Source organism: Parazoarcus communis (assembly GCF_003111665.1).
In the GTDB taxonomy this organism is placed as follows: domain Bacteria; phylum Pseudomonadota; class Gammaproteobacteria; order Burkholderiales; family Rhodocyclaceae; genus Parazoarcus; species Parazoarcus communis_B.
In genome coordinates, this window is the sequence record NZ_CP022188.1 from 2,843,628 (window position 1) to 2,857,805 (window position 14,178).

At 63.5% G+C, this 14,178-nt stretch carries 10 protein-coding genes; 8 read left to right on the forward strand and 2 right to left on the reverse strand.

Features of this window, described 5'->3' with window-relative positions:
- Nucleotides 1-181 precede the first annotated feature (181 nt).
- From CEW87_RS13015 to CEW87_RS13030, 4 genes are all read left to right on the forward strand, one after another.
- The gene (locus CEW87_RS13015; RefSeq protein WP_108973598.1) at nucleotides 182-3,784 is read left to right on the forward strand and encodes an indolepyruvate ferredoxin oxidoreductase family protein; all 3,603 of its coding nucleotides are present in this window, start codon (nucleotides 182-184) and stop codon (nucleotides 3,782-3,784) included.
- A 144-nt stretch (nucleotides 3,785-3,928) separates the two neighbouring features.
- Nucleotides 3,929-6,106 (forward strand): malate synthase G, encoded by a 2,178-nt coding sequence (locus CEW87_RS13020; RefSeq protein WP_108973600.1) that lies wholly within the window; start codon nucleotides 3,929-3,931, stop codon nucleotides 6,104-6,106.
- 135 nt (nucleotides 6,107-6,241) lie between these two features.
- The gene (locus CEW87_RS13025; protein WP_108973602.1) at nucleotides 6,242-7,162 is read left to right on the forward strand and encodes a LysR substrate-binding domain-containing protein; all 921 of its coding nucleotides are present in this window, start codon (nucleotides 6,242-6,244) and stop codon (nucleotides 7,160-7,162) included.
- Nucleotides 7,163-7,256: 94 nt separating this feature from the next.
- Nucleotides 7,257-8,414: an alpha-hydroxy acid oxidase gene (locus CEW87_RS13030; RefSeq protein ID WP_108973604.1), complete on the forward strand. Its 1,158-nt coding sequence runs from the start codon at nucleotides 7,257-7,259 to the stop codon at nucleotides 8,412-8,414.
- Between the two features lie 149 nt (nucleotides 8,415-8,563).
- Here CEW87_RS13030 and CEW87_RS13035 read toward each other — a convergent pair whose 3' ends face one another.
- A complete protein-coding gene (locus CEW87_RS13035) occupies nucleotides 8,564-9,373 on the reverse strand; it encodes an outer membrane protein assembly factor BamD (protein ID WP_108973606.1) in 810 nt (269 codons plus the stop codon).
- Between CEW87_RS13035 and rluD the strand changes: the two genes are divergently transcribed.
- Together rluD and pgeF are read left to right on the forward strand one after the other, a co-directional pair.
- The gene (gene rluD, locus CEW87_RS13040) at nucleotides 9,360-10,349 is read left to right on the forward strand and encodes a 23S rRNA pseudouridine(1911/1915/1917) synthase RluD (protein WP_108973608.1); all 990 of its coding nucleotides are present in this window, start codon (nucleotides 9,360-9,362) and stop codon (nucleotides 10,347-10,349) included. The genes CEW87_RS13035 and rluD overlap by 14 nt on opposite strands.
- Nucleotides 10,346-11,089: a peptidoglycan editing factor PgeF gene (pgeF, locus tag CEW87_RS13045; RefSeq protein WP_108973610.1), complete on the forward strand. Its 744-nt coding sequence runs from the start codon at nucleotides 10,346-10,348 to the stop codon at nucleotides 11,087-11,089. Before rluD ends, pgeF begins: the two co-directional genes overlap by 4 nt.
- A gap of 30 nt (nucleotides 11,090-11,119) precedes the next feature.
- On the opposite strand, the gene CEW87_RS13050 is transcribed toward pgeF, so the two are convergent.
- Complete coding sequence (locus CEW87_RS13050) at nucleotides 11,120-11,338, reverse strand: hypothetical protein (protein WP_108947559.1); 219 nt, start codon at nucleotides 11,336-11,338, stop codon at nucleotides 11,120-11,122.
- A gap of 106 nt (nucleotides 11,339-11,444) precedes the next feature.
- On the opposite strand from CEW87_RS13050, the gene phaC reads away from it, so the two are divergent.
- Nucleotides 11,445-13,187: a class I poly(R)-hydroxyalkanoic acid synthase gene (gene phaC / locus CEW87_RS13055; RefSeq protein ID WP_108973612.1), complete on the forward strand. Its 1,743-nt coding sequence runs from the start codon at nucleotides 11,445-11,447 to the stop codon at nucleotides 13,185-13,187.
- A gap of 109 nt (nucleotides 13,188-13,296) precedes the next feature.
- A complete protein-coding gene (gene phbB, locus CEW87_RS13060; RefSeq protein WP_108973614.1) occupies nucleotides 13,297-14,037 on the forward strand; it encodes an acetoacetyl-CoA reductase in 741 nt (246 codons plus the stop codon).
- Nucleotides 14,038-14,178: the final 141 nt, after the last annotated feature.

The following is a 14,178-nucleotide window of genomic DNA, read 5'->3' on the forward strand; positions in this document are numbered from 1 at the left end:
GAAATCTTCGTCGATCCCGTGTTTTGGTGCAAACAATGCACGCACCGTGGGCGCGCATGGGCCTACGATAACCCTGTTGCTCGTATCGCCGGGAGCCAAATCCGGCAATACGAATCAAAGCTGATAAAAGCAGGCCGGTGCGCTGTGGGCAGTGTGCCGGACCACAACAGGAGACACGCCCATGAACACGCTCACCGTGGCTGCGACCACGTCGGTGACGATGGTGAATCGCGATTACCGTCTCGCCGACAATCTCGAGGCCGTCCGCGGCCAGGTCTTCCTGACCGGTACCCAGGCGCTGGTGCGCCTGCCGCTGATGCAGGCTGCGCTCGATCATGCTGCAGGGCTCAACACCGGCGGCTTCATCAGCGGTTACCGCGGGTCGCCGCTCGGCGCCTACGACCAGCAGCTGTGGAAAGTGAAGCCACTGCTCGATGCCAACCGCATCCGCTTTCTGCCTGCCGTCAATGAAGAACTCGGCGCGACTGCCGTGCTGGGTTCTCAGCAGGTTGAGCGCGATGCCGAGCGCACTGTCGATGGCGTGTTTGCGATCTGGTACGGCAAGGGGCCGGGCGTCGATCGGGCCGGCGACGCACTGCGCCACGGCAATGCCTATGGTGCTTCGCCGCATGGCGGCGTGCTTGCGGTGATCGGTGACGATCATGGCTGCGTGTCGTCGTCGATGCCGCACCAGAGCGACTTCACCCTGCAGGCGTGGAGCCTGCCGGTGCTCAATCCGGCCTCGGTGGCGGAGATGATCGAGTTTGGTCTGTATGGCTGGGCACTGTCGCGCTTTTCCGGTTGCTGGGTAGGCTTGAAGGCGATCTCGGAGATGGTCGAGAGCGGCTCTACGGTGGATCTGGATGCGATCCGGGCCCGCTTCGAGGCGCCAGCGGACTACACGCCGCCAGAAGGCGGGCTGCACTATCGCTGGCCCGATCTGCCAAGCCTGGTGATTGAGCAGCGCCTCGCCGCCAAGCTCGACGCTGCGCGTCATTTCGCGCGCCACAACTCGATCGACCGCCTGCTGTGTCCGGCGACGTCGGCCGACGTCGGCATCGTCACCTGTGGCAAGGCGCACCTCGACCTGCTCGAAGCGCTGCGCCGACTCGGGCTTGGCATGGACGATCTGGAAGCCAATGGCATCCGCCTGTACAAGGTGGGGCAGAGCTTTCCGCTCGAGCCGGGGCGCATGCGTGCTTTTGCCACTGGCCTGAAGGAAATCCTGGTGGTCGAGGAGAAGGGGCCTTTTGTCGAGCAGCAGATCAAGAACCTGTTCTATAACGACGACCCTGCGCGCCGACCGCAAGTGTTTGGCAAGACCGCGCAGTGCGGTGCGCCCTTGCTGTCCGCGCTGGGTGAGTTGCGGCCGTCGCGGGTGATGCCGGTGCTGGCCGACTGGCTGGCGCGCCATCGTCCGGTGCTGGATCGCCGCGAGCATGTCGAGGATTTCACCGCGCCGACGCTGCTGTCGAATGTGGCCGACGGCGTGCGCCGGGTGCCGTACTTCTGCTCCGGCTGTCCGCACAACACCTCGACCCGTGTGCCCGAGGGCTCGCATGCGCAGGCCGGCATCGGCTGCCACTTCATGGCCTCGTGGATGCCCGACCGCGAGACCACCGGCCTCATTCAGATGGGTGGGGAAGGTGTCGACTGGGTGGCGCACTCGGGCTTTACCCGCACTCCGCACGTGTTCCAGAACCTGGGTGACGGCACCTATTTTCACTCCGGCTTTCTCGCCATCCGCCAGGCAATTGCGGCACGGACCAACGTCACCTACAAGATTCTCTACAACGACGCGGTGGCGATGACGGGCGGCCAGCCGGTAGACGGCACGGTGACGGTCGACGCCATCGCGCGTCAGGTCGAGGCCGAAGGCGCACGCAGGGTGGTGGTGGTCAGCGACGAGCCGGAGAAGTTCAAGGGCCACGAAGGCCAGTTTCCGCGTGGCACGAGCTTTCATCACCGCAGCGAACTCGACACCGTGCAGCGCGAACTGCGCGAGGTGAAGGGCGTCAGTGTGCTGATCTACGATCAGACCTGCGCGGCTGAGAAGCGGCGCCGGCGCAAGAAGAAGGCTTACCCCGACCCCGACCGCAGGCTGTTCATCAACGCAGCGGTGTGCGAAGGCTGTGGCGATTGCGGCAAGCAGTCCAACTGCCTGTCCATCGTGCCGCTGGATACGCCGCTGGGGCGCAAGCGCATGATCGACCAGTCCTCGTGCAACAAGGACTATTCCTGTGTCGAGGGCTTCTGCCCCAGCTTCGTGTCGGTGATCGGTGGCAAGGTGCGCAAGGCGGTCGGTGCCAGCTTCGACGAGGACAGGCTGCAGGCGCGGGTGGCGGCGCTTGCGCTGCCGGCGAAGCACGAATGGAGCGGCCCCTACGATCTGCTGGTGACGGGTGTCGGTGGCACCGGCGTCGTGACCGTGGGTGCGCTCGTCACCATGGCGGCGCACCTGGAGGGCAAGTCTGCGTCTGTGCTCGACTTCATGGGCTTCGCGCAGAAGGGCGGGCAGGTGCTGTCCTTCGTGCGCATGGCGACCGATTCCGGCGCGCTCAATCAGGTGCGGATCGACACCCAGCAGGCCGATGCGGTGATTGCCTGCGATCTGGTGGTGGGCGCGAGCAACGATGCGCTGCAGACGATCAAGCATGGGCGCACCCGTGTCGTTGCCAATCTGCACGAGATTCAGACCGCGAAGTTCGTGCTCGATCCCGAGGCCGACCTTCATGTTGAGGCGCTGCTGGAAAAGATCCGCTATGCCGCAGGCGCGGCACAGCTCAGTACCTGTGATGCACAGGCGCTGTCGGTGCGCATGCTCGGCGACACCATCGGCGCGAACATCCTGCTGCTCGGATTCGCCTGGCAGCAGGGGCTGGTGCCGGTTTCGCTCGAGGCGCTGGCGCGCGCGATCGAGCTCAACGGGGTGGCGGTGGCCACCAATCTCACCGCGTTCAGCCTCGGGCGCCTCGCCGCGGGCGATCCGCAAGGGCTGGCGGCGCTTGCCGGCACGACGCCCGATTCCGCTGTGCAGCCCGACGAGGGGCAGGGCGAATCCCTGGCGGCACTGGTCGATGCACGGGTCGCGATGCTCACCGCCTATCAGAGTGCCGCCTATGCCAGTCAGTACCGGGCGCTGGTGGACGAGGTCGAACGGGCCGAGCGCAAGCTCGTGGGCGAGCTTGGCGTCCTGCGCTTGAGCCCGGTGGTGGCGCGTGTCCATGCCCGCTTGCTGGCGATAAAGGATGAGTACGAAGTTGCGCGGCTGTTTACCGACGGGCAGTTCGATGCAGCGCTGAACGAGCAGTTCGAGGATGAATTCAGTCTGCAGTTTCACATGGCGCCGCCGCTGCTGTCGCGTCCCGGCCCCAGCGGGCGTCCGCGCAAGCTCACCTTCGGGCCGCGTCTGATGCCGCTCCTCCGGTTGCTGGCACGGGCCAAGGTCGTGCGTGGCACGATGTTCGATATCTTCGGGCGCAGCGAGGAGCGTCGCATGGAACGCGAACTGGCTGCGGACTACGCCCGGACCATCCGGGCGCTGCTGCCGCGCCTCACGAGCGCGAACATTTCACAGGCAGTCGAGCTGGCAGGTCTGGCCGACGGTATCAGAGGCTTTGGCCCGGTGAAGCTTGCGAACCTGCGCCGCATCAAGCAGCAGGAGCGCACGCTCGTGCATGCGCTGGGTCTCGATTTCGTGGCCGGTCCGACGGTTCTGCACCTGTGCGAGCCGGTCCGCGGGCGTGCTGCACTGCAAGAGATTTCGGTCGTAAAGGCACCTTGATCTACCCGCGAAGGCGGCGAGCGTTTATCCTTCTGTGCTGGCGTGGCGATCAGACCGGTGTGTCCGGGGTGATCTGCTGCGGGTGCGCAGGGCCGTGGCGCTGCTGCAAGCCTGTTGATCAACGACAACGAGAGAACGAGAGACATGACCGAACGCGTGAACTGCGGGCGCCTGCAGGTGGCTGCCAAGCTCAAGACATTCATCGAAACCGAAGCCCTGCCGGGTACCGGCGTCGATGTAGCCGCCTTCTGGGCCGGATTTGATGCGCTGGTGCATGATCTTGCGCCGAAAAATCGTGCGCTGCTCGCTGAGCGCGACCGTTTGCAGACTGAACTGGACAACTGGCATCGCGAACATCCGGGTCCGATCGAAGACATGGGGGGGTATCGTGCCTTCCTGACGTCGATCGGCTATCTGCTGCCGCCCCCGGCTGAGGTCAGCGTTGATACCGCCAACGTGGACAGCGAGATCACCTCGCAGGCCGGCCCGCAACTGGTGGTGCCGGTGATGAACGCGCGCTATGCGCTCAATGCCGCAAACGCACGCTGGGGTTCGCTGTACGACGCCCTCTACGGCACCGATGCCATCGCCCAGACCGACGGCGCAGAGATCACCAAGGGCTACAACCCGGTTCGCGGCGCCAAGGTCATCGCTTTTGCGCGTCAGGTGCTCGATCAGGCCGCGCCGCTGGCCGGTGCTTCGCATGCCGACGCTGCCGCTTACGCCGTCGTCGATGGCAAGCTCGCGGTCAGGCTCGCGAACGGCAGTACCGTCGGCCTGCAGCAAGCCGAGAAGTTCGTCGGTTTCGTCGGTGAGGCCACTGCCCCCACGGCCGTGCTGCTCAAGAACAACGGCATGCATATCGAAGTCCAGATCGATCGCGAAGGCATGATCGGCAAGACCGATGCGGCCGGCATCAACGACCTGCTGATGGAAGCTGCACTGTCGACCATCATGGACTGCGAAGACTCGATCGCTGCGGTCGACGCTGAAGACAAGGTGGTGGTGTATCGCAACTGGCTGGGCCTGATGCAGGGTACGCTGACCGAAGAAGTGGCCAAGGGCGACAAGACCATCGTCCGCCGTCTCAACGCCGATCGCGAATACACCGCTGCAGACGGCGGCGCGCTGCGTCTGCATGGCCGTGCGCTGCTGTTCATCCGCAACGTCGGTCATCTGATGACCAACCCGGCCATCATCGACGGCGAAGGCCACGAGATTCCGGAAGGCATTCTGGATGGCGTCGTCACCACCCTGATTTCGCTGCACGACCGTGAGCGCAAGGGCAACTCGCGCACCGGCAGCATGTACATCGTCAAACCCAAGATGCACGGACCGCTCGAAGTCGCGTTTGCCGACGAGTTGTTCGGACGTGTCGAGGACCTGCTCGGGCTGCCGCGCTACACCATGAAGATGGGCATCATGGATGAGGAGCGTCGCACCAGTATCAACCTCAAGGCCTGTATCGCAGCGGCCAGCCATCGCGTGGCCTTCATCAACACCGGCTTCCTCGACCGCACTGGCGACGAGATGCACACCGCGATGGAAGCGGGCCCGATGATGCGCAAGGGCGACATGAAGTCCTCGGCCTGGATTCAGGCGTATGAGCGCAGCAACGTGCTGGTCGGTCTGGCCTGCGGCCTGCGCGGCAAGGCCCAGATCGGTAAGGGCATGTGGGCGATGCCCGACCTGATGGCCGCGATGCTCGAACAGAAGATCGGCCATCCGAAGGCCGGTGCCAACACCGCCTGGGTGCCGTCGCCGACCGCCGCCGTGCTGCATGCGCTGCACTACCACCAGGTCAATGTTCAGGCCGTGCAGCAGGAACTCGAAAAGATCGATCTTGATGCCGAGTACGACAGCCTGCTGGACGGTCTGCTGACCGTACCGGTGGTTGCGGAAGCAAAGTGGTCGGCGGAAGAGCGCCAGCAGGAACTCGACAACAACTGTCAGGGCATCCTGGGTTATGTGGTGCGCTGGGTGGAGCAGGGCGTGGGCTGCTCCAAGGTGCCGGATATCAACAACGTCGGCCTGATGGAAGACCGTGCGACGCTGCGCATCTCCAGCCAGCACATCGCCAACTGGCTGCGTCATGGCGTGGTGCAGCCGGCGGAAGTCGAGGAAACCCTGCGCCGGATGGCTGCGGTGGTGGACGGCCAGAATGCCGGCGATCCCGCCTATCGCCCGATGGCGCCGGATTTTGCGGCCTCGGTTGCATTCCGTGCCGCACGCGACCTGATCTTTGAAGGTTGCGTGCAGCCAAGCGGTTACACCGAGCCGCTGCTGCATCACTACCGTCAGGTGTTCAAGGCCACGCACTAAGCGGCCCTGAGCCGGAAGACGGCAAAGCCGGCCCGTGTGGCCGGCTTTTTTACGCCTTGCCGTGGACGATCCGGCGCCATCCGGGCCGGGCGTGATAGCCTTGAACCCACGCCAGAATGCCAGATTCGCCAGAAAATGACCCTGCCTGCCGACGTTCGCTTCCCTTCCATCGACGGATTGCGCGCCTTCGAGGCGGCGGCGCGGCTGGGCAGCTTCGAGCGCGCGGCCGACGAGCTCAACGTGACAGCGAGCGCGGTGAGCAAACGCGTGTCTACTGTCGAAGATCTGCTCGGCGCGAGCCTGCTGGTCCGTGGCGGCAAGGTGCTCGGGCTCAGTGCGCTGGGCAAGGAGTATCTGGAACAGGTGCGGGCGGCGCTTGGCCTGCTCGCTGCAGTGCCCTTGCACCGGCGCGCCTCGCAGCGTGTCGAGCGTTTGCGCGTGTGTGCGCCGCCGACGTTTGCGCGACAGATTCTGGTGCCCGCGCTCGCGTCCTTCACCGGCGCACATCCGCAGATCGAACTCGAAATCGTGCTCAGCGTGCCCTACCTTGACCAGGGCGCAGACGATGCCCAGATCGAGGTGCGCCATGGCGACCTTGCGGCCCATGGCGGCGATGTGCTGATGCAGGACAGGGTCGTGCCGCTGGCATCGCCGTCGCTGCTGAGCACGCTTGGACCGCTGAGCGCCGCGGCCGACCTCGCCGGTTTGCCCCTGTTGCGCACGCCACTCGAACCCTGGGCGCCGCTGTTCGAGGCAGCGGGGCTCTGGTCTCTGGAAGAGCCTGCAACCGGCCCGCGACTGGTCGATCTCGGCTTGCTGCTCGAGGCCGCGGCGAGCGGGCAGGGCGTGGCGCCGGGCCGGCCGTCGCTGGCGCGGCAATGGTTGCGCAGTGGCGCGCTGCAGCCCTTGTTCGGGATTCAGGCCGAGGCGCGCACCCAGTACTACATCGCCACCGCGTCGCCGCAGGGGCCGGCTTCGGTTTTTGCAGACTGGCTGCGCGAGGTGTGTGCCGCAGCGGCGCAGGAAGGAGCGGAACTTCTTTCCCGTCGCAGCTGAAAATCCTTCCGACCGCCGCGAGCGTTTCCGGGCGACGATCAAGGCCTGACAGTTTCAGTCCATCCAATCCAAAAAGAACACCCGGAGACCTCATATGCCCGTGATCACCTGCATCGAAGACCTGCGACGCCTTGCCGAAAAGCGCGTGCCACGCATGTTCTACGATTACGCCGACTCCGGCTCATGGACCGAGAGCACCTACCGCGCCAACGAATCCGATTTTCAGCCGATCAAGTTGCGCCAGCGTGTGGCGGTCAACATGGAAGGTCGCAGTCTGCGCACGAAGATGGTCGGGCAGGACGTCGCCATGCCGGTGGCGATCGCCCCCACCGGGCTGACGGGCATGCAGCATGCCGACGGCGAGATCCTGGCGGCGCGTGCCGCAGAGAAGTTCGGCGTGCCCTTCACCCTGTCGACGATGAGCATCTGCTCGATCGAGGACATCGCTGCGCACACGACTTCACCATTCTGGTTTCAGGTGTACATGATGCGCGACCGCGATTTCATCGTCCGCCTCATCGAGCGCGCACGTGCGGCAAAGTGCTCAGCCCTGATGCTCACACTTGACCTGCAGATCCTCGGCCAGCGTCACAAGGACCTCAAGAACGGTCTTTCAGCACCGCCGCGTCCGACCATCGCGAACATGATCAACCTCGCGACCAAGCCGCGCTGGTGTCTCGGCATGCTCGGCACGAAGCGTCGCAGTTTCGGCAACATCGTCGGTCATGCCAAGGGCGTGGGCGACATGTCCTCGCTGTCGAGCTGGACCGCCGAGCAGTTCGACCCGGCGCTGAGCTGGGCCGACGTCGAGTGGGTCAAGAAGCAGTGGGGTGGCAAGCTGATCCTGAAAGGGATCATGGACGAAGAAGACGCGCGCCTCGCCGCCGACAGCGGCGCGGATGCGCTGATCGTCTCCAACCACGGCGGCCGTCAGCTCGACGGTGCGCCGTCGTCGATTCATGCCCTGCCGGGCATCGTCGAGGCCGTGGGTGACCGCATCGAGGTGTGGATGGACGGTGGCATCCGCAGCGGGCAGGACGTACTGAAAGCCGTTGCGCTCGGCGCGAAGGGCACGCTGATCGGTCGTCCCTTCCTTTACGGGTTGGGTGCCATGGGCGAGGCGGGCGTAAGCAAGTGCCTGGAACTCATTGCCAACGAGATGGACATCACCATGGCATTCTGCGGCCACACCGACATTCGCAATGTCGGGCGTGATGTGCTGATTCCGGGGACGTATCCGCAGGGAACGTGACGGCACCGGTGCTCCGCTGTCGAACCGGTGCGGCATGCGCGAACGGTCGTCGGCCTGGCAGTCCGGGCCAGATGTTTGTGACACACAACGCGACATAAAAAAGAGGGCGCCCCGACGGGGCGCCCTCTTTCAATCTGGAGCAGCCGTAATTACCAGAGCTGCCACCACGGCCGGTCATCTGCCGGGCCGCCTGAGTAATACACGCTGTTGGGAAAGTTCTTGCGCATCACGCGGTTGGCGTCATCGCGCAGGTCGGTCATGCCCAGGGCGTCGTAGCTCTTGACCATCAGGAACAGTGCCTCTTCGTTCGCAGGTGCGCGCGGATAGGTCGTGATGGCGGCCTGGGCGCGGTTGGCTGCAGCGATATAGGCGCCACGGTTGTAGTAGTAGCGCGCGACGTGCACTTCATGGGACGCCAGCGCGTTTACCAGATACTGCATGCGCTGACGGGCGTCTTCCGCGTAGCGGCTTTCCGGGAAGCGGGTAATGAGGTCGTTGAAGGTGTCGAAAGCTTCGCGTGCACCACGTGGGTCACGTTCGGACATGTCCTGGTTGGAGAAGCCGGCGAAGATCCCGAGATCTTCGTTGAAGTTGACCAGGCCCTTCAGGTAATAGACGTAATCGACGTTGGGGTGGTTGGGGTGCAGCTTGATGAAACGGTCGGCCGCAGCAAGGGCCAGCGCCGATTCGTTGGACTTGTAATAGGCGTAGGCAGACTCGATCTGCGCCTGCTGGGCAAAGCGACCGTAGGGATAACGAGCCTCAAGCTTCTCGAACATCTTGATGGCCTGGTCGTAGCCGCCCTCAGACATTGAAGCCTTGGCTTCGGAATACAGCTTTTGTGCACTCCAGCCTGCCGTTTCGTCGATCTGCTCCGGCAGCAGACCGCAGCCGCCAAGCAGCAAGGCGCCGATCAGGGCAGCATTTCCCGCTAAACTTCCGAAGGTGAACCTGGACATCGATAACACTCGCGTGAATGAACTGAAAGATTATAGCCTAGCGGAAGCCGCCGACTCGCGCACCGAAGTGATGATTCCTCGGGATTTTGCCGGTATGAGGATCGATCAGGCCCTCGCCAGGCTGTTTCCCGAGCACTCGCGCAGCCGCCTGCAGGCGTGGTTGCGGGATGGACGCATCCTCGTTGATGGCGGTTCGCCCGATGCAAAGCACAAGGTGTGGGGGGGAGAGCGGCTGGTGGTCGAGGCTGCGCCCGAGCCGCAGGCGAGTGCCGAAGCCGCCGAGGACATCCCCCTGCATATCGTCTTCGAAGACGAGGCCTTGCTGGTGATCGACAAGCCGGCCGGACTCGTCGTCCATCCTGGCAGCGGAAACTGGAGCGGCACCCTGCTCAATGCGCTGCTGCATCATGCGCCTGCGCTGGCGGGCATCCCGCGGGCGGGCATCGTGCATCGGCTGGACAAGGACACTAGCGGTCTGCTGGTGGTCGCCAAAACACTCGAGGCGCAGACCGACCTGATTCGCCAGTTGCAGGCGCGCACGGTGAAACGCCACTATCTTGCGCTGGTTCATGGCGGAGTGAAGGGGCCGGGAGAGGTGGATGCGCCAATTGCGCGCCATCCGACCCAGCGCACCAGAATGGCTGTTGTGGGCGGTGGACGTCAGGCGCTGACCCGCTACGTCGTGCGTGAGCGTCTGGCGCACACGACGCTGGTCGAGTGCAGGCTAGAAACCGGGCGCACACATCAGATTCGGGTGCACATGGCGCACATCGGGCATCCGTTGGTCGGCGACCCGGTCTATGGCCTCAAACGCAGTGCCGATCCATTGCTCGACGCTTTTTCGCGCCAGGCCCTGCATGCATTCCGGCTGGGCTTGGTGCATCCTGCGTCAGGGGATGAGATGGCATGGTTCGCGCCGCTTCCTGATGATTTTTCTGTGCTGTTGCACAGCCTTGGAGGGAGTTTCAAACCATGACCCGTTCCTTGATCGTGCCCGACTGGCCTGCGCCGGGGAATGTGAAGGCACTGGTAACGACGCGTGCGGGCGGCGTCAGTGCTGCACCCTATGACAGCCTTAATCTCGGCGCCCATGTTGGCGACGATGCGCAGGCGGTGGCCGAGAACCGCGCGCGGCTGAAGCGCCTGCTGCCTTCGGAGCCAACATGGCTGGAGCAGGTGCACGGCACGCGTGTCATCGACCTCGACAATCTGCCGCCCGAACCGAAGGGCGATGCGGCGCTGACGCGGCTTGAGAGACGGGTTTGCGCAGTGATGACGGCGGACTGTCTGCCGGTGCTGTTCTGCGACGATGCGGGTACGGTTGTTGCAGCCGCACATGCAGGCTGGCGCGGGCTGGTGTCGGGTGTGCTGGAGGCGACCGTCGCCAGCATGGCGGTGCGGTCCGACTGTGTGCTGGCCTGGCTGGGTCCGGCGATCGGGCCGGATGCCTTCGAGGTCGGTGACGAGGTCCGGGAAGCGTTTCTGGCGCGCGATCGCGGCGCAGCAGAGGCTTTCATCAATAATGGCCAGCCCGGGAAGTGGCTGGCCGACCTCTACATGCTTGCGCGACGACGTCTGGTGCGAGCCGGTGTTGCCCGGATTTATGGCGGGGGCTTATGTACCTGGACCGATCGTGAGCGCTTCTATTCCTATCGCCGTGATGGCGTTACCGGTCGCTTCGCATCCATGATCTGGCTTGGAGACGGGGGCAGATGACGCGCTGCAGCGTCGTATCACGCATATTGGCTATTGCTCGGCGCTCGAATCATCTCTATCGTTGAGGTCCTCAGCGGCCTCGCGCTCCCGTTGGCGCCGACGTCGGGCAGGTGTGCCGAACAGCCACACGAAAAGCGCCATTGGAGCGAGTCCGTAAAATACGAATGTCAGCACGCCGCCAACTACCGTGTCATCGGAAATGGCGGCGAGAAGTGCGACGTAAAACCAGGCGATTGCGATCAGGTACATGGCGGGATTCTACCCGCGTGCTCGGCTGCAGTCGTTAAACTGGTGCTGGATCTGACGGTGGGCTCTCGCGGCAACGCAGTGCCTGCCGAAGCCTAAGGAGGGGCTAATGTCCGACTCGAATGACAAGCAGGCGCCTGCCGCCATGCAGGCAATGTTGCTGGCGGGGCAGACCATGGCAACGACTTTTTTCGACATGGTCGCCAAACAGCATGCTGCGATGCAGGACTCGTCGGGTGTGGCTGCGCCGCAGTTGCCACTGCCGGAGTCCGACGCCCTCAAGCGAATGCAGGAGGAGTTTGCGTCCAAGCACGTCGCGCTGTGGTCCTCGCTGCTCGGGAGCAAGCCGGGCGAGGCCCGGGAGCAGGTTGCACAGCCCGAGCCCGGAGATCGCCGTTTCAACGCGCCGGAATGGACGGAAAGCCCGATCTTCGACTATGTGCGTCAGGCCTATCTGGTCAATGCCGGCTTTCTGAAGCAGGTTGCCGACGAGATGCCGATCTCGGACGGTCGAGCAAAGTCCCGCATTCAGTTTCTCACCAGGCAGTACATCGATGCGCTGGCGCCGAGCAATTTTGCGGCGACCAACCCCGAGTTCATCAAGGCCGCGGTCGAAAGCAAGGGCGACAGCATCACCCAGGGCATCCGCAATCTCATCGACGACCTCGAGAAGGGCCGGATTTCGATGACTGATGACGGGGCTTTCGAGGTCGGGCGCAACCTCGCTGTGTCACCGGGGGCGGTCGTCTTCGAGAACGACCTCATGCAGCTGATCCAGTACGCACCGCTCACCGAGAAAGTCGGGCAGGTGCCCTTGCTGATCGTGCCACCCTGCATCAACAAGTTCTACATCATGGATCTCCAGCCGGAAAACTCCCTGGTGCGCTTTATCGTGGAGCAGGGCGTCACGGTATTCCTGGTGTCATGGAAGAACGCTGGTGCGGCTCAGTCCAAGCGCAACTGGGACGACTACCTGGAGATGGGGCCGATTGCAGCACTCGATGTCGTGCGTTCGATCACCCGTGTGAAGAAACCGAACGTTCTCGGATTTTGCGTCGGCGGCACGATTCTCACCTCGGCGATTGCAGTGCTGAAGGGGCGTGGCGAAGACCCGGTTTCCAGCCTCACGCTGATGACCACGCTGCTTGATTTCTCCGATGCGGGCGAACTGGGCTGCCTGGTGGACGAGGCGAGCGTGACTGCGCGCGAAGCTGCGATCGGTAAGGGTGGCCTGCTCAAGGGGCAGGAGCTGGCGAACGTGTTTTCTTTCCTGCGGGCGAACGACCTTGTGTGGCAGTACGTGGTCGGCAACTACCTCAAGGGCAAGAAGCCCCAGGCCTTCGATCTGCTCTACTGGAACTCGGACTCGACCAACCTGCCGGGGCCGTTCCTGACCTGGTACCTGCGCAACATGTACCTTGAGAATAACCTGCGAGTGCCGGGCAAACTCAAGATGCTTGGGCAGAAGGTCGATCTTGGCAAGGTGGATGTGCCCGCCTACCTGATGGCGGCGCGTGAGGATCACATCGTGCCGTGGGCGAGTGCCTACCTCGGGCGCAATCTCCTTGGCGGCGATACGACCTTTGTGCTCGGTGCGAGCGGGCACATCGCAGGCGCCATCAATCCGGCCAGCAAGAACCGTCGCAGCTACTGGACGAGCGCATCGCCGGCAGCGGATCCCGAAGAGTGGCTCGGCGCGGCGGAAGAACATAAGGGGAGCTGGTGGCTGCATTGGGCGCAATGGCTCAAGGGCTACAGTGGCAAGCAGGTTGCGGCGCGCGGCCGCCTCGGCAATACGAAGTTCGAACCGATCGAACCGGCACCGGGACGTTACGTAAAAGAAAAATCCTGATACAGACTACGGTGTAGTTTGAGTCAACGGTTGCTGGCGGATCGGGCGGGGCCGCTTGCAGCACAAATTGAACCCCCCCGGCACATCCGATTGGGAGAGGAGGAACAATATGTCTAGAGTTGCACTGGTTACCGGGGGTATGGGTGGTCTCGGCGAAGCGGTCTGCATCAAGCTGGCTGCGCTGGGCTACAAGGTGGTGACGACTCATTCGCCGGGTAACACCAAGGCTGACGAGTGGCTCGCAGGGATGAACAAGATGGGCTACGGTTTCAGGGCCTTTGCATGCGACGTTGCAGATTTCGATTCCTGCAAGGCGTGTGTGGAGCAGGTCACCAAGGAAGTGGGCCCCGTCGATGTTCTGGTGAACAACGCCGGCATCACGCGCGACATGACCTTCAAGAAAATGAACAAGGCTGACTGGGATGCGGTGATCAGCACCAACCTCGACTCCGTGTTCAACATGACCAAGCAGGTCATGGAAGGCATGCTCGAACGCAAGTGGGGACGTGTGATCAACGTGTCTTCGGTAAATGGTCAGAAAGGCGCGTTCGGCCAGACCAACTATTCGGCCGCCAAGGCCGGCATGCACGGCTTCACCAAGGCGCTGGCGCTTGAAGTTGCGCGCAGCGGCGTGACGGTCAACACCATTTCGCCGGGCTATATCGGCACCAAGATGGTGATGGCGATTCCGCAGGAGATTCTCGACTCCAAGATTCTGCCCCAGATTCCGGTGGCCCGTCTGGGCAAGCCGGAAGAGATCGCCGGTCTGGTTGCCTACCTTTCGTCCGAGGAAGCGGCATTCGTGACGGGGGCCAATATCTCGATCAACGGCGGTCAGCACATGTTCTGAGCGGTCTTTGCCGCAGTATGGACGGCCTGTCCCGAGAGGGGCAGGCCGTTTTTTCTTGAACTATTGCAACGCAGCATTTCTGCAAGAGTGCGTTTATACTGTTGGTGTTATGTGGCTGACGCGCTGCCGCAAGACAGGTGT